Origin of the sequence: Streptomyces sp. NBC_01261, assembly GCF_036226385.1 — a bacterium.
Classification (GTDB): Bacteria; Actinomycetota; Actinomycetes; order Streptomycetales; family Streptomycetaceae; genus Streptomyces.
The window spans coordinates 2,830,253-2,848,161 of record NZ_CP108463.1; the positions used below are offsets into that span (position 1 = coordinate 2,830,253).

The window sequence follows — 17,909 nt, forward strand, 5'->3', positions numbered from 1 at the left end:
CGGCGAGGGCGTCCGGCGCGGCCACCCGCTTCGTGCTGTCCGGTCAGTCCCGGGCAGGGGTGACCGGCTGTCCGTGCTGCTCGCGGAGCTGGGCCATCAGCGCGGTCAAGGTGTCGCTGGACAGGGGGATCTGCTGACCTCGGATCGCCTGGGCGACCACCTTGCGGGTCAGCTTGTCCTCGGCCCTGACCGCCGACCGGGCGATCTTCAGCAGCTCCTCGGTGTCCGGGTCAGGACGCCGGTCACTGGATGTCCGGGTGTCCCGGTCAGTGACCGGCGACAGGGCGACCGGGCGGTCGGTGAGCGGCACGAGGGTGTCCTGGTTGCCGTTGACCGGCGTGGTTCCAATCGGGCGGTCAGTGACCGACGGCACGGTGTCCGGCTGTCCGGACTGGTCAGCGGCCTCGTGCGACTGACCGGTGTCACCGGTGTCCTCGTTGCCGTTGACCGCCGTGGCACTGTCCCCGGTCAGTGACCGGGGACCCGGGGTCTGCTTGTCCAGGGACAGGCGCGGCCGGTCAGTCAGCGCAGTGACCGGCTGCCCGGCGCTGACTTGACCGGCCTGCGGCTCGTGCTGACCGACCCGGTCAGTCCGGGTGACCGCGATGCCCTCGGGCCGGTCAGCCTGACCGAGGACTTCGCGGTCACTGCCCTTGACCGGGCCCCGGGCGATGAGGATGTAGAGGTGGACCGCGCCAGCCAGCGCGAGCGGGGCGATGGTGGACAGCACCGCGACCACCGTGTCCCCGAGCCGGAGCCCGGTGGCCGAGCCCGCTTCCTCGTTGAGGCGCACCGCGTGGAGCGCGTTGGCCCAGATGCTGGCGGCGGTGGCCGTGCCGAAGAGCGTCCAGACGTAGAGCCGGGCGCGCAGGGGTGCGTCGCGCAGGACCAGGAGTGCCCGTATGCCGTAGGCGATGAAGCCGTCGATCACCAGCGGGAAGAGGTAGGTCAGGAGACCGCGGACGTGGATGGCGACGGCCATCTGCTGGAGGGCGTCGTATGACAACGCGCATCCGGCGCCGCCCAGGGCGATGACGACCGCGCGGTCCCAGCCGGTGATGTGCGCCGTCTTCGGCGCGCTCGTGTTGGTCACGCCGCCGTCCCGAAGTCGTCGCGGCCCAGGCGCTCGTCGTCGGTCTCGTGAGGCGGGGTGGTCGTCGGAGTCTGGTCCAGGTCTCGGTTGCGCAGGGCGCGGCGAATCTCGCGGTACTGCTTCTGGGCGTGCTCCTCGGTGATTTTCAGGAGCCAGGCCAGGCGCTGCTCGGTCACTCCGTGGTGGTAGGCGGCGTGTACGACCGCGCGGCGCTCGTCCTTGGTGAGGTGGACGTCGCGCCCGGCGATGGTGGCGTTGACGCGGCTGTAGTCGAGGCGCTGGGCGAGCTTCGCGTGCAGCGACCTACGCTCTTCCTCGGTCAGTCCGCCTCGGATGCCGTCGGTGTCGCCGTTTTCCAGGGCGGCGTCCAGGCAGGTGCGGCGGACCGGACACTGACCGCACAGGGACTTCGCGGCGGTGATCTTGTCGGTCTCGTCGGGGTCCGGGAAGAAGATCTCGGGGTCCACCGGGTTGTACTCGGTGCTCTGGCAGACGGCCTGGTCCTGCCAGGTGTGGTCGCCGAGCGACCGGTGACGGGCAGGGCTGATCGTCGTGATAGTCATGCGAGTTGCTCCGATCGCCCTCCGCGCGCAGAGGCGTCGGCGGAGGGGGCGCTGGGTCGGGAGTGCAGGGGTGGCTCGCTGCCGGCGCGGCCTGCGGTGGGTCAGGCTGCGGGGCGGTGGCGTCTGCGGTCGACCGGCTCGAACTCGACCCTGGTGGTCATCTGCGCGAGCCTGCTGGTGACGCGGTCGCCGAGGTAGGCGCGGAGGTCCTTGATCGCCAGGTTGGTGGTGATCAGGGTCGGGAGCATGTGGTTGTAGCGGCGGTTGATCAGCCGGTACGTCACTTCCTCCACCCACTCGGACGCCTTCGCCGCGCCGAGGTCGTCGATGATCAGCAGCGGGCAGCGGCTGACGGCCGCCAGTTCCCGCTCGCTGTCGGCCCCGGGCCGGGGGCGCAGGTCGGCGTAGAGGTCGGCGGCGGTGGTCGCGCGCCAGCGCACGCCGACTCCGCTCTGCACCAGCCGCCGGACCGCGCCGTACGCCTGGTGCGTCTTGCCCGCGCCGACGACCCCGGCCATCAGCAGGCTGGGCCCGGTGGTGACCTGTCGCCGGGCTCCCCGGCTGGGGGCGACGGCCGCCTCGGCCACCTCCCGAGCCCAGGCCAGGACCTGGGGGTGGTCGGCGACGGCGGCCCGGTAGCGCGGGGGCATCCCCGCCAGGAGGGCGTCCAGCGGGGAGTACGGCTCGGGCTCGTCGGCCAGGTCGGTGACGGCGGCCGGGTCGATGTTGCGGGCGGCCAGGATCCGGGCCAGCCGGTCCACGGTGCCCGTGCCGCCCAGGGGCTGCGGTTCGCGGTTACGGGTGCGCATCACAGCTCCTCGGCATAGGCAGCAGCAGCGTTGGCGGGGTTGGTCCACGCCTGGTGAGCGGGCACGGTAGGGCGGATTCCCGGTCGTGCCAAACCGCCGGGGCGTGCGTTCATGGCCTCGTTGACCATGCTGGTCAGCACGCTCGGGTGCTTGGGGTTGGCGGCGAAGTTCTGCAGCCCGGCCCGGATGTGCTCGGGGGCGATGCCCTCGCCCAGGAGCTTCTTGACGATCCGGCCGAGGTGCCCGATCACATCGCTGGGCGGGCGCTCGTCGCAGGCAGCGATGTACTCGCCGACGAGCTGGTTCGCCGAGACGGTGACCGCGGGCGCCGTGCGCCCCGTAGGGAAAGAAGATCCAGGATCCAAGATCCTAGATCCAGGCGCCGAGCCCTCGCAGAGGCTTCGGGGAAGGTTCGGGGAGTCCTCGGAGAATGCCGTCTGACCTGCTGTTTTCGTGTCCACCTGGTTAGGGGTGTCGGCCATGCCGTCGAGGGTGTCCTGCAGGGCGGCGGAGGTTCCGCCTGCGTGGCGGGGAGGCGTCGCAGCGGGCTGCGCGGGCAGATCGAGGGCTCGGGGAGCATTCGGCGAAGCCTCGGCGAGCCCTCGGGGAGGGGTGCGCGACTCCTCGATCCGCTTGGTGCAGATCCCCTTGCAGGCACCGCACCGGTCGCCGCCGTGGTGCTGCGGGCAGGAGGGCAGACGGGACTGGCTGGGCTTGTCGATCTTCTGGTGCGCGGACCAGGTCACGACGTGGAGATAGCGGCGGCCGTCGCAGCCGGTGTACCGGCAGAGCAGACCGGCGTTCGCGAGCTGGTGGAGGTCGTCCTCGACGTGGACCGAGGTGTGCTCGGCGCGCAGCGGCCAGAGCAGCCCGGCGATGATCGCGGCGTTGTCGCGGTGCCGACCGTGGTCGTCTGACTGGGTGAGCAGCCCGAAGAAGGTCCGCTCGGCCTCGACGCTCACCTCGGCGAGCGACTCGGAGACGAAAGCCTCCGGCTTGACGGTTCGGATCCGCGCCATGTCAGCGGCCCCGACGGGCGGTGAGCAGGTCGCTGCGGGTGAGGGTCGCGTCGGCGAGGTCGAAGGTGTGCGGCCGGGTCCAGTCCACCTCCGGCCAGACCCGCAGGATCCAGCGGGCCGCGACCCTGGCGGCGATCCGGGACAGCTCCATGGTCCGACCGGCCTCGTCCTTGACGATGACGTGCGGGTGGGGCCAGGTCTCCTTCGGGTCGCTGAGGCCGACCCTGATAGTGGCCGAGCCCGGGATCATGCCGGCGAGCTGAGCGGCGAGACGGTGCGGGCGGTCGGGGTCCGGGCAGGCCGGAATTCCGCTCGGCATGACGGGCATGCGATACTCCGTGATTCGTAGGAGCGCGGTGCGGCGGTTCTCGTGCAGAGGCCCCGCCGCCCGCGAGATGTGAATCGGCGCTCTTCGGGGTGCCGGCCCGGCGCTTGGGAGTTGGTAGCTCCCGGGCGCCGGTCTCGTTTCCCCGGTCCGCGTCATGGCCCGCGTGCGTGCATCGTCCCTCCCCTCCTGGCCCATCCCCGCCGGTGATCCTTTTGTGCGGGGACCAGGACCATATGGCGACCCATGGCACAAGTCCAGCCTCTTCGCACCCACCCTGACCAGGCATGGAACACCGCGCTGGACGATTGAGGGAGGCATCGCTCGGCGTCCGCGACGCCTCCGGCGTGGCCGTCTCCGCGGGCGCTATGCAGCAGCTCCGCACCGGGTCCAAACCGAAGACGCGGACCGTCTGAGCGCTGGTCGGCGTCTTTTGTGTGCTCCCGGTCTAGTTCTTCGACAAGGTGGAGGCCGAGCGGCAGCACGCGGAGACCAAGGTGGTTTCCGCCATACGCGACGAGGGCGCGCCGGACCACCGTGCACGCCAACGGGCTCAGAGCATCGGGCCTGGACTTGCCGAACGTCGCGATCGACCTGGCCCGTCGGCTGGAGGGAATGTCGGACGAGTCGGACGACCCCGGACTGCTCGACAACGCGTGAGTTCGCTCCCGCCGGAATCGCGATGCGCGCCGGCCCCCTGACCCGATCAGGCGCTGCCGGTTCGGCGGCCTTCCATCCGTACGATCACTCAGCGGTAGCTATGCATGGTCGCGGGCGACGATGCGTACAGCGGCTTCCCGGCCCCGGTGATACGGAAGCTTGAGCTGGCGAAGGTCGCCGTCGGAGTGTGCGGCCATCTCGCGGCGATCCCCCACCATCGTCTTCCGCACGGCCAGAGATCCCGCGAGGGTGTCCCGTTCCAGTTGCCGCAGGGTGGACTGTTCCACCCGCGTCAACTGTGGGTGCCGTACGACGACACAGACGGTCGTCGTCAAGGAGTCACTGCCCCACGGAAATGCCGCCGCCGACCGGCACCCTGACGCCGGTGTCGAACGCGGCTTCCTCGCTGAACAGGAAGGCGATGGCCGAGGCGATCTCCTCCGGATTCCCGATCCGGCCCAGCGGAACGTCTCCGGCCATGGCCATGCCGGTCAGGCCCGGGCTCACGGTGTCTACGGTGATCCCGCTCGGGCCGATCTCCCTGGCCAGCGAGCGACCGAAGTCGACGAGGCCCGCCGTGGAAGCGACGTAGTCGGCCTGAGCCTCGGCCTTGAGTGCGACGGCCGAGGGCACAAGGATGATCCGGCCGCGCTTGGTCCTCAACATGGCACGGACGGCCCGCGTGGCCAGCCTGCAGGAGGCCGTGAGGTCCGTGTCCAGGACCGCGGCAAAGGCCTCCTCGGGCGTGCGCAGCGGGTTGTCCCGGGTGATGCCGGCGTTGACCACCAGAACGTCGACCGGCCCCTGGTCGGCCTCGACCTCCTTGAAGGCGCTCTCAACCTGTTCGGGGTCGGTGATGTCGCAGTACACGGGCAGGGCTCCGTCGTGGACGAGATCGAAGGAGGCGCCTTCGGTGTAGTGGGTGAACGCGACGTGATCGCCGTGCTGGAGGAATGCGCAGACCGCAGCGTGCCCGATTCCATGGTTTCCGCCGGTGATCAGAACGGAGCGCGACATGAAGATCCTTTACACGAGTCAGCTGGACTGGTTCGCCGTCGCGGAGATCCACTCGCCGCAGCGGTGCCAGTGACAGTAGGACGTCGTCACTCGATCCAAAGGAACGCAAAGCTTGTGCTTATCCTGAGGGTGGGAACTGACAGTTCCCATTGCTTGATGCAGGGGTTTTGCGTTCCGAATTCAGGACGAGGCACGCAACGTCAACTCCCTTGCCTACAGGACGCGATGCGGTGAATGGTCAGCAGGAAACGAGGGCCGTGAATACACCGGGAATGTGACCCGGATCTCACCACCTGTCGTTACGAGAACGTTATGAATGAGAGTGAGATGCAGGGCCAGATCGTCACCCGCATTCTTAAGCAAGCACGGGCACGTCGCAACACATCGGACATCCCCGGCTTTGAGGCGGCTTTCGGGACGTGCCGGACTGTCGGGATCACGCAGGATCAGACGGCCCAACTGGCCGGCGTGAGCCGTCGCTGGTACGGCAGCCTGGAGGGAGCGCGTCCCGGCAACTACAGCGACGCTTTTCTCCACGCCGTGCGCCGCATCCTCGACCTGAACGACGAGGAATGGGACATCGTCTACCGCGTCACCCGCGGTCACGCCCCCGCGGAAGCCCCTGTCAGCCACCTCGGCGCACTGCTCCCCGACTCGATCCGCTCCTTCGTCGAGGACAGCCGCACCTGGGCGCTCTACCTCAACGACCACCGGTGGGATGTGCTGGTCTACAACGCCAAGGCCCTGGAGTACTTCCCGTGGATGCAGCACGGCCTCAACGTCATGGAATGGGCCCTCACCTGGCCTGAAGCGCGCAGACAACTCGTCAATTGGAAAGAGGAGTGGGCGATGCCGATGATGGCCCAGTTGCGCGTGCACGCCGAACAGTGGCGCACCGACGATCGTCTGCGAGCCGTGATCGAAACCGTCCGCGCCGACCCGACCGCACGCAAGCTCTGGGACGCACCCGACCTGCCCACCATCACCCACCCCGCATCGGAACAGCCGCGTCGCCTATACCTGGCAGGTCGAGGTGGCCAGGAATTCGCCATCCGGTTCATCGCGGGAGCACCCCTGGAACTTCCCTCGTACCGCCTCATGGCCGTGACGCCCGCAACGGCTGTATCGAGCAACTAGGGATCGGCCTCCGTGGACTCGCCCATCTCACCTGGGTGCCCATGCTCACCCTGACCGGCAAGACCCACCGCTGGGCACCCAACAAGCGGCGCCTGCGGCTGATCTCCGCCGCCGCTTAGCTCGTTAAGGCCGGCCGCCGCCACTGGCTGCGCTTTACGGCCCGATGATCCTGGACCGACGTCATCACTCACGCGATCGCCAGGCTCCATATCCTCCCGAACCCCGGCTGACCAGCCACCTCGACTAGCCCGAAACGCCCCACCACCGCACCGGCGAAGCGGAACTCGGCGCCCACCCGATGCCAGAGCCGAGCCCTCAGCCTGCCCCAGCCCCGAAAAGACCCCCATTGCGGCACGCGATGCGGACCTTGCCTCGGTTTGTCCAGAAGCCGGCCCTGGAGCAGGACAGTTCTCTGCGCGGTTCGGCCGGGGCCGCCAATCTGAGCGAGATAGTCGACCTTTCGAATGGCGACCCTGTCGAGTTGGAGCGGACGCGTGCCCAACTGGACAGGAACGTCTGCGTCAAGGCTCATCGCGAGCTCGCCCTTCAGGAGGAGTGCCGCCGTTTCAACCGATTGCAGGCGACACCAGCCAGGGCGGCAGCGCCGCCGGCGAGGAACGCCCAGCGGTCGGGGCACTCGGAGTGCTGCAGGACCACCAGGACCTCCGTAAGGACGGCGCGCGTGCCGTCAGGTTCGAGACTGCGCGGGGTGTCGTACGCGGGCAGCCACCGTGGCCATCCCATCGACTGGACCAACACCTGGTCGGCGCCGAGGAGTTCGGCCCTGACCAACGCCAACGAGAGGACCCGTCCAAGGACCAAGTCGCTTCCGAAGTACCGCCACCACCGATGCTGATCACATCCGTTCAACCGAACGATTGAACCTGTAAGCAGCCTTTGGACGACGCGAAACAACACAGTTCATCGGCACGATGGGGGCGCCGCCGCCTACAGAATGTGGCGGCGGAACCAGCAGGAGGACCCTCACGATGCCCAGGAACTTCAGCAGGCGCCGGCTGCTCACCACCGGAGCCGGTGTCGCCCTCGGCGGTGCCGCCGCGGCCGTCGCGACCGACGCGCAGGCGGCCACCCCCGTCAGCGCTTCGCTCACCGGTGTTCGTGAGGAGACCCGCTCCATCGACGAGCTCTACGAGGCGGCGATCGCCGAAGGCGGCAAGCTCGTCCTCTACCAGGGCGGAGACGTCGACGGCCAGGCAGCGGGGGTACGGGCCGCCTGGGCCGCCCGCTTCCCGAAGGTCCCGCTGACGGTCGCCGTGGACTACAGCAAGTACCACGACGTCCGCGTGGACAACCAGCTCGCGACCGACACCCTGGTCCCCGACGTCGTCCAGCTGCAGACGCTCCAGGACTTCACCCGCTGGAAGCAGGAGGGCAAGCTGCTGCGTTACAAGCCTGCCGGCTTCTCCAAGGTCCACAAGGGCTTCAAGGACCCGGACGGCGCGTGGACGGCGCTCTTCGTCATCGCCTTCAGCTTCATGTACGACATCCAGGCCGCTGGGGCGAACGCGCCCAGGACTCCGCTGGACCTGCTCGACGAGCGCTGGAAGGGCGCCATCGCCTCCTCGTACCCGAACGACGACGACGCGGTGCTGTACCTCTACTCCCTCTACCAGCAGAAGTACGGCTGGGACTGGGTGGCGCAGTTCGCCGCGCAGCAGCCCCAGTTCGCCCGGGGTACGAACACCCCGGGCGCCGCGGTCAACGGCGGGGTGAAGACCATCGGAGTGGGCGGCTCGGGCAGCACGGTCTCCACGTCGACCACCGTGAAGTGGGTCGTTCCGACCGGCGACCACCCCTTCATGGCCTGGGGGCAGCGGGCCGCGATCCTGAAGAAGGCGGCAAACCCGACCGCGGCGAAGTTGTACCTGAACTGGGTGCTCTCCGAGGAGCGCCAGCTGGCCAGCTTCAACGGCTGGTCGGTGCGTACGGACGTCACACCGAATGCCAGCCTGAAGCCGGTGTGGGAGTTCCCGAACGCCCACGTCGACGGCTTCCCCAGGTTCATGGAGGACCGCGCCGAGGCCGAGCGGCTGCGGCAGACGTTCTCCCTGTACTTCGGCGAGGTCAAGGGTGATCCGTCGCCGGGCTGGCTCGGTCTGCATCCGGGGAGCTGACATCAGCGCGGGCACGGCCCCATCTGGGCGTTTACAGCGTTCAAACAGGTCCCGGCTTACACTTCTGGACCTGTTGTCGCCTCCGCCCGGCCCGCCCCAGGGAGCCGCAGCCGTGCCCGTCACCGCCTTCGCCGTACGTCGACCCTCTGTCTCCGCGCGGTGTCTCCCGCACCTGGTGTTCCTGGTCGCCGTCGTCGGCACCCTGGTGCGGCTCTTCGAGCTGAACCACGAGCTGTGCTGGCGCATCGCGCCGCCCACGGCCGCGCTGGCCCTGCTGTACGCAGCCGGGTTGGCCCGGTGGGATCGGCTGGGCCGCTGGGCCCAACCTGCCTGGCTCGGCCTTCTCATGCTGCTGTGGTCCTGGGTGGCATGGACCCTCCCGACGCAGCTTGCCTTCGGGTACGCATGGCTGGCCGTGCCGCTGGCCGTACTGGCGCTGCGGATGCCCACTCGTGTGGCGGTGGTCATCGCGCTCGGCAGCCTCACGGCACTTCTGGTGGCGGCTCTGCTGCGGGCCGGTGGTGGCTTCGACGCCGATGTGCTGGCACCACCGGTTGCCGCCCTGTGGGCGACCGTGTTCCTCTACCACGCCCAGCAGCAACTGACCCGCGAACTCACCGCCGCACGGGGCGAGTTGGCACAGCAGCAGCGAGAGGCCGGACGGCTCGCCGAGCGAGCCCGGATCGCTCGGGACCTGCACGACACGCTCGCCCAGGAACTCTCGGGCAGCCGCATGCTGCTGCAGGCCGCCGAACGGGACTGGGACCGCCGACCAGACATTGCCCGGCGGCAGGTACGGTCGGTGACCGGAGCTCTCGGCGAGCATCTCGCGCAGACCCGCGGCATCATCGACGACCTCACTCCGCCCCTGCTCGCACGGGACGGCTTGGAGGCGGCGCTGCGCGACTTGTGCGCCCGCACCGGCGCCGTAGCCGGGTCGCCCGGGATCACCTTCCGTACCGAGTACGAGCCCTGCCCCCTGCGCACAGATCAGGCCGTGGCCCTCCTGCGGGTCACTCAGGGAGTCCTGGCCAACGCCTGCGAACACGCACGCGCCCGGAACGTACGCGTCACCCTGGCCTACGGCGACGCGGGGAGCGCGGCCATCGAGGTCCTGGACGACGGAGTGGGGTTCGGCCCCACGGCCCTGCTACCGCCAGGCACAGGTCGCGGATTCGGGCTGGCCGCGGCACGTGACCGGCTGGGTGTGTTCGGCGGCACCCTCACCATCGACAGCACGCCTGGACAGGGCACCCGCGTCCGGGCGACCCTGCAGGCCAAGGACCGGATCCCGGTGGGCGCCCGATGAACGAGAATCCTGGTCCAGCACTGCGGATTCTGATCGTGGACGACCACACTGTCGTACGAGCCGGTCTGCGTGCGCTCCTTGACAGCGAACCCGGCTTTACCGTCGCCGGCGAGACCGGCGACGGCACCGACGCGGTGCATCAGGTGGAGCAACTGCGCCCCGATGTGGTGCTGATGGACCTCCGGCTGTCGGACACCGGTGCGGCAGACGGCGTCATCGACGGCATCGAGGCGACCCGCCGGATCCTGGCCACCTCCACCACCGCCCGGGTCGTCGTACTCACCAGCCACGGCCACCAGGCCGACGTCCTGCGAGCCGTAGAGGCCGGCGCGCGCGGCTACGTCCTCAAGGCAGGCCCTCCCGACGAACTGTTCCGCGCCGTACGCGCCGCGGCGGCCGGAGGCATGGCGCTGGCACCTGAGGCCGCGGCGCAGTTCATCGGGCATCCTGCCGAGTCGGGTCCGCTGCTGAGCGAGCGCGAGATCGAAGTCGTCCGGCTTGTGGCCCATGGACACACGAACCGGACGATCGCCGGCACCCTGCATCTGGCTGAGGCAACGATCAAGACCCATCTCGTCCGCATCTACCGCAAGCTCGGCACCGAGAACCGCGCCGGCACCGTCACAGAAGCCGCCCGACTCGGCCTGATCGAACTCAACTGATCCTGATGCGGGCGCTGACCCTCGGCAGATCCAATGCACCGGACTCGGTCTGGCTCTGGGTGTCCGGCGCTCAGCTTCCCGTGCGGCTCTCGGGCAGAGTGCGGCTGCGTGCGGCCTGCGACGAGGCTCTGACGCGTAGCTCCGGGTGGATCTGGTAGTGGCGCGCAGCCGTTCGCCCGGTGGAGATCCGCTCCATCAGCAGCTCTATCGCGATCGCGCCCATCTTCTCGCCGAACTGCGAGACGCTCGAAAGGGACACCATCGGGTGGCCAGCGAGCTGGATGTCGTCATACCCCACTACGGAGACGTCCTTGGTGGTCAGTCCCAGATCCGCGAGCGCACGAAGCACGCCGATCGCCAGGGTGTCGTGCCCGGCGAAGATGGCAGTGATCGAGGGATCACGGCTTATCAGTTCGCGTGCTACGGCGTAAGCGTCGTCCTGTGCGTCACCGCAGTATTCGACGATCGAGTCCAGGCCGGCGTCGGCGGTCATCTGCTCGTACGTCAGCAGGCGGAGCGAGTGCGGGGCGCGCGCCTGGGCCTCCGGCTGCATCCGCATCGTGAGGTGCGCGATCCGCTCATGCCCGAGGGTGCGCAGATGGTCGAGGGCCAACGTCGTACCTGCGACGTCGTCATTGGTGACCGTGTCGTAGTTGGCGGAGGCGTCGTGGCGTCCGATGAGGACAATGGGAAGCTCGAGGGCAAGGGTCTCGAGCCAGGCTGGTGTGACCTCGGGCGAGATCGCGATGAGTCCGTCGACCTGGCGGTCGGCCAGATTCTCCAGGACCGGCTCACCGCTGAGCTCGCCGATTCCTGGGGCGATCATGAGTTGGTAGCTCGAACCCGCCAACTGCGCGGCCGCACCCTGCATGATCTGGGTCAGGAAGTCGTTGCCGAGGTTGGGGATCTCCAGACCGATGCTGAAGCTCGACCCCCTCATGGCCCTGGCCGCGATGCGGGGCCGGTACCCCAGTTCCCGGATCGCGTCCTCCACGCGCGTCCGCATGGCATCGCTGACCCCGTACGCGTTGCGGATCACCTTAGACACCGCCCCTTTGGACACTCCAGCAGCCCGGGCCACGTCGTCCATCGACGGACGCCTAGCAGCACCGGCGGACGCATCCGATCCCACGGTTGCCCTCCTTCTTGAAACCATGCGCGAGGCTACCACCGCACATCCGGTTCACGCCCCGATCTTGTAGACCGGTCGCCGCCGAATCCGATCGCGCACGCCTGAGCACTGTTGCCTGAGCAGCACTTCTGCTCCAGATCACCGCCCCACCGGCCGCCTTGGAGCTTCGCGAGCCAGTTTTTGTAGACCGGTTGACACTCTCACCCTCGAGTCCTACGGTCACTAGCACATCGCCGGACGAGTCCCGATTTGTGCGGGCCCGTAACGTCCAGGCTCCACGTTTGAAATCCAATGGAGAATTTCATGCGAAGAAACCGCGCACTCGCGGTCGCCAGTGTCGGTGCGGCCACAGCTCTGGCACTGGCCGGATGTTCGACCGACCCGAATTCCGCCTCGGCCACCTCCGGCAGCGGCAGCAAGACCCTCACGGTTGCCGGTTGGTCCAATGACACCGTGATGAAGGCGGTCATTGCCCAGTTCGAGAAGGACAATCCGGGGGTCAAGGTCAAGTCGACCGGCTATCCCTGGCCGGCCATCCTGACGCAGATCAACACCCAGCTCGTCTCGGGCACCGCATCCGATGTCGACGTCGTGTTCCCGGGCAAGGGAAACCCGATCTCGGCACAGACCCTGGCCAAGGGCCAGTACCTCGCAGACCTCTCCTCCGAGAGCTGGGCTTCGAAATTCAACGAAGCGACCAAGAAAGTCATGAGCGCCGACGGCAAGGTGCTGATGGTCGCCAACAACTCGACCATCGTCCCCGCCACGTACAACACGCAGGCACTCAAGGCCGTCGGAAAGACGGCACCCACCACGTGGAGCCAGGTGCTCGGCCTCTGCTCGGCCGCGAAGGCCAAGGGCAAGGTTGCCTACGCGATGGCTGGACTCGCCGGCGGTACTTTCAACTACCTTCCCTTCGCTCTCACGGCCACTCTCGTGTACGGACCGAACCCGGACTTCTCGGCGCAACAGGCGGCCGGCAAGGCGACGTTCAGCGACTCCGAGTGGACTACGGCGCTGACGAAGTACAAGCAGATGCTCGACGCCGGGTGCTTCACCAAGGACTCGCTCGGAACGAGCCTCGAGATCGCGCAGAAGCAGGTCGCCACGGGGGGCGCCCTCGGCATCGTGACGGTGAGCAACCAGATCGTGGACATCGAGAAGTACGCCCCGAGCGGTACGTCGTTCGAGACCGCCGCGCTCCCCGCAACGGACGACCCCTCGCAGACAGTCCTGCCGGTCGGCCTGGGCGCGGGATACGGCGTCAACGCCAAGGGCAACGTCACGCTGGGGAAGAAGTTCCTCGACTTCTACATGTCCAAGAAAGGCATGGACATCGCGGTCAAGGCCGGATCCATCTTCCCCAGCACCGCGGTGGAGGGATTCAAGCCCGCGCCGACTCTGGCGGGGGTCTCCGACCAGGTGCACAGCGACAAGACCGCCGCTTTCCCAGACCAGACCTGGCCGAACGCCAACATGACCCAGGTCTACCAGGACGAGATGCAGAAGCTCCTGGGCGGACAGGCCTCGGTCAAGGACGTACTCGCCGCAATGGATGCCGCTTACAAGGGATGAGCTGGAAGAACGGACAGCGCGACGCAAGGAACGTGTGCACCGCGCTGTCCTTCTGCGAGGGACAGCAAGGAGTCTCATCATGGCAACAACAAGCACTGTTCCGGCGCGCACGGACGCGCCAGCCTTGAGATCGAGGCGTCGGTATCGCAGTTACGCACAGTCGGTGTGGTGGTTCGTTCTTCCCGCAGCCGCTCTCTACGCGTTCGCGGTGATCGTTCCTGCGGTACAGGGCAGCCTCTTCGCCTTCACCGACTGGGACGGTGTCTCGTCGGTCAGGCACTGGGTGGGCTTCCATCAGTTCCGGTCGATCTTCGACGACACGAACAGCCTGACAGCGATCAAGAACACCCTGCTGATCGCTGTAACTGTCACAGTTGTTCAGAATGCCATCGGCCTGCTCATCGCCCTCGGCGTGAACTCGCAGATCAAATCGCGGAACTTCCTGCGGGTTCTCTTCTTCGCACCGGTGGTGATCACGTCGATCGCGGTGGGGTTCCTCTGGCAGAACCTCCTCGCCCCGGATGGGGCACTCAACCAGATCCTCAAGGACATCGGCCTCGGCGGAATGCGCCAGAACTGGCTCGGCGACCCGAAAGTCGCGATCTGGGCGATCATCGCGGTCGTCATCTGGCAGTTCGTCGGATATTCCATGGTCATTTTTCTCGCAGGACTCCAGGGAATTCCCGACGAGGTGATCGAAGCGGCGGCGATCGACGGAGCCGGCCCGATCCGGCGATTCTGGTACATCGTCCGGCCGATGCTGGCTCCGGCGATCACGATCAACTTGATGCTCTCCCTTATCGGGGGCTTCAAACTGTTCGACCAAGTCCTCGTGATGACCCAGGGTGGACCCGGCGGCGCCACCGACACCATCTCGACGCTGATCTACAAAAACGCCTTCCAGTTGGGGCGATTCAGTAACGGCGCCGCCCTGGCCGTCGTACTAACCCTGTTCGTGGCTGCCGCATCGGCGTTTCAGTATCGGATGATCTCGAAGAACGAAGGCTGAGATGTATCGCTACACATGGAGGACAGGGGTACTTGAGGCCGTCATGATCCTGACAGCCCTGGTGTTCATTTTCCCAATCTTTCTGCTCTTCAACACCGCCTTCAAGGCTCCTGCAGACCAGAGCTCGACCCTTGCACTTCCCAAGCATCCGACCCTCCAAAACTTCGCCGATGCCTGGCACCAGGGCGCTCTCGGCGGCGGGCTCATCAACAGCGCGATCGTCACGGTCCTGACCATCGTCTTCCTGGTCATCTTCGCCTCGTCCGCGGCCTACCCCCTCTCCCGGCTGCGCTCTCGATGGTCCACCGTCAGCTACTTCGCATTCCTTGCGGGACTCCTGCTTCCGATGCAGCTCGCTCTGCTCCCGCTGTACCAGACGATGCGCGACATCCACCTGCTCGGCTCGCTCAGCGGCGTCATTCTTGCGAACGTCGGCCAATCGATGCCGTTCACGATCTTCCTGTACGCCGGCTTCATGCGCGCACTGCCCCACGATTTCGAAGAGGCTGCCGCGCTCGACGGCGCCAGCGCATTCCGCGCCTTCTGGTCGGTGGTATTCCCCCTGATGCGGCCGATCACAGGAACGGTCATCATCCTGAATGCAGTGTTCACTTGGAATGACTTCCTGCAACCACTGCTCTACCTGTCGGGTTCGGGGAACAAGACGATCACTGTTGCCGTCTACGGATTCGTGGGCCAATACGGCGCCCAATGGAATCTTATTTTCGCCGGGATCATCATCAGCATCGTGCCGATCCTGATTGCGTACTTCGCTCTGCAGCGCTACATCGTCCAAGGATTTGCAGGCGGCCTCAAGGGCTGAGCCCATCGTTATCCCCCCACCGTTCCTTGGTGAATTGGAATCTACGTGACCATCTGGACGGGGCGCTTCATCGTGCCCGAAAACGACATCGACTCAGCCCCGCGGTTCCGCCGGGAGTTCTCCACCGAGCCAGGGCACGGAGGACTGGTCGCGGCCACCCTGCGACTGTCCGCATTGGGCATCTGTGAGGCCTGGATCAACGGACGGCCCGTGACGGACGCCGTACTGACTCCAGGGTGGACCAGCTACGAGTGGCGACTGCACTTCGTCGAACTCGACGTGACCGATCTCGTCGACGAGACCTCCACGCTAGCGATCACAGTCGGCAACGGCTGGTACCGCGGACGTCTGGGCTGGATAGAGACGCATCGCTACGGTCCAGACATCGCTGGCTTCGCAGAACTGCGGCTGACCTACGCCGACGGGCACGAGGCGGTGGTCGCGACCGATGAGTCGTGGATGTCCGGCCCCGGGCCGGTGGTCGCCGACGACTTGTACAACGGTCAGGCCATCGATGCCCGACGTGAGGACGATGCCTGGCTGCACCCTGGATTTCAGGCCGAAGGCTGGGCCGGTGTCCGCATCGTGGACTACGACAGCAGCCACCTCAGCCTCGACCCCGCGCCGCCGGTACGACGGATCGCCCACCTGCAGCCGCAGAGAACATGGCACAGCGCTTCCGGCTCGATCCTCGTCGACTTCGGACAGAACATCGTTGGCTGGCTCAAGCTCCGTGTGCGCGGACCAGCGGGGACGGTCATCACGGCACGGCACGCCGAGGTTCTCGAAGACGGCGAGCTGTGCGTACGACCACTGCGTTCGGCTCTGGCGACCGACCACTTCACGTTGAGCGGCGGCGACGACACCTTCGAGCCGACCATGACCTTCCACGGGTTTCGCTACGCCGAGCTCAGAGACTGGCCGGAAGGGCTTCCGGTCGATGACGCGGTGACCGCCGTCGTCATCTCGTCCGACCTGCGTCGGACCGGTGAGTTCGAGTGCTCCGACCCAGATCTGACGACCTTCCACGCGAACGTCGTCCGTGGAATGCAGGGCAATTTCGTCGACGTCCCCACCGACTGCCCGCAACGCGACGAACGCCTCGGCTGGACGGGAGACCTCTCAGCGTTCGCGCCGACGGCCGCTTTTCTGTTCGACGTGAAGGACTTCCTCCTCGACTGGCTGCGTGACCTCACGCTTGAGCACTCCCACGCCGGTGTCGTCCCGCTCGTCGTTCCTGACATCCTCAAGCATGCCGTCGACGCGGCAGCCGGCCCACCGACCGGCCACCCGGTTGCCCTGTGGAGTGACGCTGCTGTCTGGGTTCCCTGGGCACTGTGGGAGGCGTACGGCGAGATCACGATCCTCAGCGAGACGTTCCCGACGATGCTCGCCCACGCGCGGAGGGTCCGCGCATCGCTGTCCCCTTCGGGCCTGTGGGACACAGGTTTCCAGTTCGGCGACTGGCTCGACCCGGACGCCCCCTCCGAACACCCCGAACGCGCCAAAGCAGACCCTGGCGTGGTAGCAACCGCGTGCGCGTACCGCACGATGATGCTCGTCGCGCAGGCGGCACAGCTGCTGGGTAAATCCGTGGAATCCGCCGCATTCGCCTCTACGGCCGCGAACATCCGGGGCGCGTTCCGTCGCCACTACGTCGGCAATCAGCGCATAAAGAGCGACTGCGCCTCCGTCTACACGCTGGCTATCGCGTTCGGGGTGCTCGACGAAACGGAACAGGCCTGGGCCGGCGACCGGCTGGCTCAACTCGTCGAGGCGAGCGGCCACCGGATCTCGACCGGCTTCGCCGGAACGCCCTTCGTCACCGGCGCTCTGAGCTCGACGGGGCACATCGACGCCGCGTACCGCCTGCTTCTCCAGCGCGAATGCCCGTCATGGCTGTACCCAGTCACCATGGGCGCGACGACCGTCTGGGAGCGCTGGGACTCAATGCTGCCGGACGGCCGCATCAACCCGGGCGACATGACCAGCTTCAACCACTACGCGCTCGGGGCAGTCGCCGACTGGATCCATCGCACCGTCGGAGGCATCGCGCCCCTGACCCCTGGTTACCGCAAAGTCCTGGTGGCACCGCAGGTTGCGGAGGGCATCGACTGGGCTCGGTGCGCACTGCAGACCCCCCACGGCCGAGTCTCCATCGAATGGCGCCGGCAGGACGACCGCGTGACGGTCTCGATGACCATCCCCATGGGCAGCAGCGCGGTCTTTCGCTGGCCGGGCCACGCCGACCGCGAACTGCCGTCCGGACATCACACCCTCGACGTCGAGCTCTCGCGGTTGCCCGTTCAGAACGGAGTGGCTGGATGAACCACCCGCCCGTGCGCGCCACCGGCCCCCAAAACTCCGCATCCCGAGCCCTGCCTCGATCCGAGTACGCCTGTCGACGAACGCGTCGCCGAACTGATCTCACGTATGACCTTGGCCGAGAAAGTCGGCCAGATACTTCAACTCGACGCCTGCGGTGACCTTGACGACCTCGTCCACGACCCGCTGTGCGGCTCGCTCTTGCACACACGCCTCCGCACCACGGTGCAGAGGCGTGGAGGTCGCTCCCGAAGCCAAGGTCTCAGGGGCTACGCCACTGGCCGCGGATGTCTGCTGCGATCGCAGTAGGCGCAAG

Annotated in this window: 18 protein-coding genes; 9 read left to right on the plus strand and 9 right to left on the minus strand. The window is 67.2% G+C overall.

Annotation, left to right across the window (positions count from 1 at the left end; all coding sequences use genetic code 11):
- Positions 1 to 43: 43 nt before the first annotated feature.
- From OG226_RS12305 to OG226_RS12325, 5 genes are all read right to left on the minus strand, one after another.
- The gene (locus tag OG226_RS12305; RefSeq protein ID WP_329348943.1) at positions 44 to 1,093 is read right to left on the minus strand and encodes a DUF2637 domain-containing protein; all 1,050 of its coding nucleotides are present in this window, start codon (positions 1,091 to 1,093) and stop codon (positions 44 to 46) included.
- Positions 1,090 to 1,656, minus strand: a complete 567-nt coding sequence (locus tag OG226_RS12310; protein ID WP_329348944.1) for a WhiB family transcriptional regulator — start codon at positions 1,654 to 1,656, stop codon at positions 1,090 to 1,092. Before OG226_RS12310 ends, OG226_RS12305 begins: the two co-directional genes overlap by 4 nt.
- A 101-nt stretch (positions 1,657 to 1,757) precedes the next feature.
- The gene (locus tag OG226_RS12315; RefSeq protein ID WP_329348945.1) at positions 1,758 to 2,465 is read right to left on the minus strand and encodes an ATP-binding protein; all 708 of its coding nucleotides are present in this window, start codon (positions 2,463 to 2,465) and stop codon (positions 1,758 to 1,760) included.
- Entirely contained in the window at positions 2,465 to 3,484 is a 1,020-nt protein-coding gene (locus tag OG226_RS12320; protein ID WP_329348946.1) for a hypothetical protein, read from the minus strand. Before OG226_RS12320 ends, OG226_RS12315 begins: the two co-directional genes overlap by 1 nt.
- Before the next feature lies 1 nt (position 3,485).
- Positions 3,486 to 3,812 carry a transcriptional regulator gene (locus OG226_RS12325; RefSeq protein WP_329348947.1) on the minus strand — a complete coding sequence of 109 codons (327 nt, stop codon included), beginning with the start codon at positions 3,810 to 3,812 and terminating at the stop codon, positions 3,486 to 3,488.
- 534 nt (positions 3,813 to 4,346) lie between these two features.
- Here OG226_RS12325 and OG226_RS12330 point away from each other — a divergent pair.
- Complete coding sequence (locus OG226_RS12330; protein ID WP_329348948.1) at positions 4,347 to 4,469, plus strand: hypothetical protein; 123 nt, start codon at positions 4,347 to 4,349, stop codon at positions 4,467 to 4,469.
- A 98-nt stretch (positions 4,470 to 4,567) separates the two neighbouring features.
- Here the strand turns inward: OG226_RS12330 and OG226_RS12335 are convergent, their stop codons facing one another.
- Both OG226_RS12335 and OG226_RS12340 read right to left on the minus strand, forming a co-directional pair.
- Positions 4,568 to 4,804, minus strand: coding sequence for a hypothetical protein (locus OG226_RS12335; protein WP_329348949.1), 237 nt, complete (start codon positions 4,802 to 4,804; stop codon positions 4,568 to 4,570).
- A gap of 4 nt (positions 4,805 to 4,808) precedes the next feature.
- A complete protein-coding gene (locus tag OG226_RS12340) occupies positions 4,809 to 5,486 on the minus strand; it encodes an SDR family oxidoreductase (RefSeq protein WP_329348950.1) in 678 nt (225 codons plus the stop codon).
- Positions 5,487 to 5,813: 327 nt separating this feature from the next.
- Here OG226_RS12340 and OG226_RS12345 point away from each other — a divergent pair, with 327 nt between their 5' ends.
- The gene (locus OG226_RS12345; RefSeq protein WP_329348951.1) at positions 5,814 to 6,623 is read left to right on the plus strand and encodes an MmyB family transcriptional regulator; all 810 of its coding nucleotides are present in this window, start codon (positions 5,814 to 5,816) and stop codon (positions 6,621 to 6,623) included.
- 546 nt (positions 6,624 to 7,169) lie between these two features.
- Here the strand turns inward: OG226_RS12345 and OG226_RS12350 are convergent.
- Entirely contained in the window at positions 7,170 to 7,445 is a 276-nt protein-coding gene (locus tag OG226_RS12350) for a hypothetical protein (RefSeq protein WP_329348952.1), read from the minus strand.
- Positions 7,446 to 7,612: 167 nt separating this feature from the next.
- On the opposite strand from OG226_RS12350, the gene OG226_RS12355 reads away from it, so the two are divergent.
- The 3 genes from OG226_RS12355 to OG226_RS12365 all read left to right on the plus strand — a co-directional run bounded on the left by OG226_RS12355 (position 7,613) and on the right by OG226_RS12365 (position 10,729).
- Positions 7,613 to 8,758, plus strand: a complete 1,146-nt coding sequence (locus tag OG226_RS12355; protein ID WP_329348953.1) for an ABC transporter substrate-binding protein — start codon at positions 7,613 to 7,615, stop codon at positions 8,756 to 8,758.
- A 112-nt stretch (positions 8,759 to 8,870) separates the two neighbouring features.
- Positions 8,871 to 10,067 carry a sensor histidine kinase gene (locus OG226_RS12360; RefSeq protein WP_329348954.1) on the plus strand — a complete coding sequence of 399 codons (1,197 nt, stop codon included), beginning with the start codon at positions 8,871 to 8,873 and terminating at the stop codon, positions 10,065 to 10,067.
- Positions 10,064 to 10,729, plus strand: coding sequence for a response regulator transcription factor (locus OG226_RS12365; RefSeq protein WP_329348955.1), 666 nt, complete (start codon positions 10,064 to 10,066; stop codon positions 10,727 to 10,729). The genes OG226_RS12360 and OG226_RS12365 overlap by 4 nt, the downstream gene beginning before the upstream one ends.
- A 70-nt stretch (positions 10,730 to 10,799) precedes the next feature.
- Here the strand turns inward: OG226_RS12365 and OG226_RS12370 are convergent, their stop codons facing one another.
- Positions 10,800 to 11,819 carry a LacI family DNA-binding transcriptional regulator gene (locus OG226_RS12370; RefSeq protein ID WP_329348956.1) on the minus strand — a complete coding sequence of 340 codons (1,020 nt, stop codon included), beginning with the start codon at positions 11,817 to 11,819 and terminating at the stop codon, positions 10,800 to 10,802.
- 345 nt (positions 11,820 to 12,164) lie between these two features.
- Between OG226_RS12370 and OG226_RS12375 the strand changes: the two genes are divergently transcribed.
- The 4 genes from OG226_RS12375 (at position 12,165) to OG226_RS12390 (ending at position 17,596) form a co-directional block, all read left to right on the plus strand.
- Complete coding sequence (locus tag OG226_RS12375) at positions 12,165 to 13,436, plus strand: ABC transporter substrate-binding protein (RefSeq protein WP_329348957.1); 1,272 nt, start codon at positions 12,165 to 12,167, stop codon at positions 13,434 to 13,436.
- A gap of 79 nt (positions 13,437 to 13,515) precedes the next feature.
- Positions 13,516 to 14,445: a carbohydrate ABC transporter permease gene (locus OG226_RS12380; RefSeq protein WP_329348958.1), complete on the plus strand. Its 930-nt coding sequence runs from the start codon at positions 13,516 to 13,518 to the stop codon at positions 14,443 to 14,445.
- A gap of 43 nt (positions 14,446 to 14,488) precedes the next feature.
- A complete protein-coding gene (locus OG226_RS12385) occupies positions 14,489 to 15,268 on the plus strand; it encodes a carbohydrate ABC transporter permease (RefSeq protein WP_329348959.1) in 780 nt (259 codons plus the stop codon).
- Positions 15,269 to 15,313: 45 nt separating this feature from the next.
- Positions 15,314 to 17,596 (plus strand): alpha-L-rhamnosidase, encoded by a 2,283-nt coding sequence (locus tag OG226_RS12390; protein WP_329348960.1) that lies wholly within the window; start codon positions 15,314 to 15,316, stop codon positions 17,594 to 17,596.
- Positions 17,597 to 17,909 lie beyond the last annotated feature (313 nt).

Excerpts from the sequence above, each read along its gene's own strand:
- OG226_RS12310 (WP_329348944.1), bottom strand. The coding sequence starts at position 1,656 with ATGACTATCACGACGATCAGCCCTGCCCGTCACCGGTCGCTCGGCGAC.
- OG226_RS12315 (WP_329348945.1), bottom strand. The coding sequence starts at position 2,465 with ATGCGCACCCGTAACCGCGAACCGCAGCCCCTGGGCGGCACGGGCACC.
- OG226_RS12320 (WP_329348946.1), bottom strand. The coding sequence starts at position 3,484 with ATGGCGCGGATCCGAACCGTCAAGCCGGAGGCTTTCGTCTCCGAGTCG.
- OG226_RS12325 (WP_329348947.1), bottom strand. The coding sequence starts at position 3,812 with ATGCCCGTCATGCCGAGCGGAATTCCGGCCTGCCCGGACCCCGACCGC.
- OG226_RS12340 (WP_329348950.1), bottom strand. The coding sequence starts at position 5,486 with ATGTCGCGCTCCGTTCTGATCACCGGCGGAAACCATGGAATCGGGCAC.
- OG226_RS12345 (WP_329348951.1), top strand. The coding sequence starts at position 5,814 with ATGCAGGGCCAGATCGTCACCCGCATTCTTAAGCAAGCACGGGCACGT.
- OG226_RS12355 (WP_329348953.1), top strand. The coding sequence starts at position 7,613 with ATGCCCAGGAACTTCAGCAGGCGCCGGCTGCTCACCACCGGAGCCGGT.
- OG226_RS12365 (WP_329348955.1), top strand. The coding sequence starts at position 10,064 with ATGAACGAGAATCCTGGTCCAGCACTGCGGATTCTGATCGTGGACGAC.
- OG226_RS12370 (WP_329348956.1), bottom strand. The coding sequence starts at position 11,819 with ATGGACGACGTGGCCCGGGCTGCTGGAGTGTCCAAAGGGGCGGTGTCT.
- OG226_RS12375 (WP_329348957.1), top strand. The coding sequence starts at position 12,165 with ATGCGAAGAAACCGCGCACTCGCGGTCGCCAGTGTCGGTGCGGCCACA.
- OG226_RS12380 (WP_329348958.1), top strand. The coding sequence starts at position 13,516 with ATGGCAACAACAAGCACTGTTCCGGCGCGCACGGACGCGCCAGCCTTG.
- OG226_RS12385 (WP_329348959.1), top strand. The coding sequence starts at position 14,489 with ATGATCCTGACAGCCCTGGTGTTCATTTTCCCAATCTTTCTGCTCTTC.